This is a genomic window from Candidatus Kosakonia sp. 282A-S69 (genome assembly GCF_029433855.1).
Taxonomy (GTDB): Bacteria; Pseudomonadota; Gammaproteobacteria; order Enterobacterales; family Enterobacteriaceae; genus Kosakonia; species Kosakonia cowanii_A.
Genome location: NZ_JAROAU010000005.1, coordinates 230,984 through 231,707 on the forward strand (window position 1 = coordinate 230,984; position 724 = coordinate 231,707).

Consider the following 724-nt stretch of genomic DNA (forward strand, 5'->3'; position numbering starts at 1 on the left):
ACATGTCCCGTGCGCAGATTCTGCAGCAGGCTGGCTCTTCTGTACTGGCTCAGGCGAACCAGGTTCCGCAGACCATGCTCTCCCTGCTGCGTTAATCGCAGACGCACTCTTCCAAAAAGCGCCGCTTGTCGGCGCTTTTTTTATTGCTTAGCGGTTTTGTATTACACGCTCAGTTTTCACTGGAAACAGGCGCGTAAAAAATAACATCAAGAATAATCTTATAAAATAAAATATATTGGCTGCGGGAGCGAATGGTGTTATTTACGCCGCGCAAGGCAGCGTTTTTTTTATGTTGAAATATATCTTTTTAATAGCTTGGTTAAGGGCGCGAACTCGGAGTTTTACTAAATTAGTTTGTTTATTTTTTATTTTGTATTTCAATTGGTTACATTGCTTTTTTGACTTTGCTTAGTTGCTACTGAAAAAACTTCTAAAGAGATCGCCGAACCCGTCGATAACTATTATGACGGTGATGAAGCCGCTGGCGCATACCGGAACTTACATCTTATTACTGAAGGATAACTATCATGGCTGTTATTAATACTAACACACTGTCGCTGATGACTCAGAACAACCTGACTAAATCACAGTCTTCTCTGGGCACCTCTATTGAGCGTCTCTCTTCCGGTCTGCGTATCAACAGCGCAAAAGATGATGCTGCGGGTCAGGCAATTGCCAACCGCTTCACCTCTAACATCAATGGTCTGAGCGTTGCATCACGTAA

Annotated in this window: 2 protein-coding genes; both read left to right on the top strand. The window is 43.4% G+C overall.

The features are described from left to right. A partial coding sequence (locus tag PU683_RS22085) for a flagellin (protein ID WP_090269448.1) occupies window positions 1–95 on the top strand: 95 nt, incomplete at its 5' end. A 432-nt stretch (window positions 96–527) separates the two neighbouring features. Then, window positions 528–724: flagellin N-terminal helical domain-containing protein (locus PU683_RS22490; RefSeq protein ID WP_463322657.1), on the top strand; the 197-nt coding region annotated here is incomplete at its 3' end.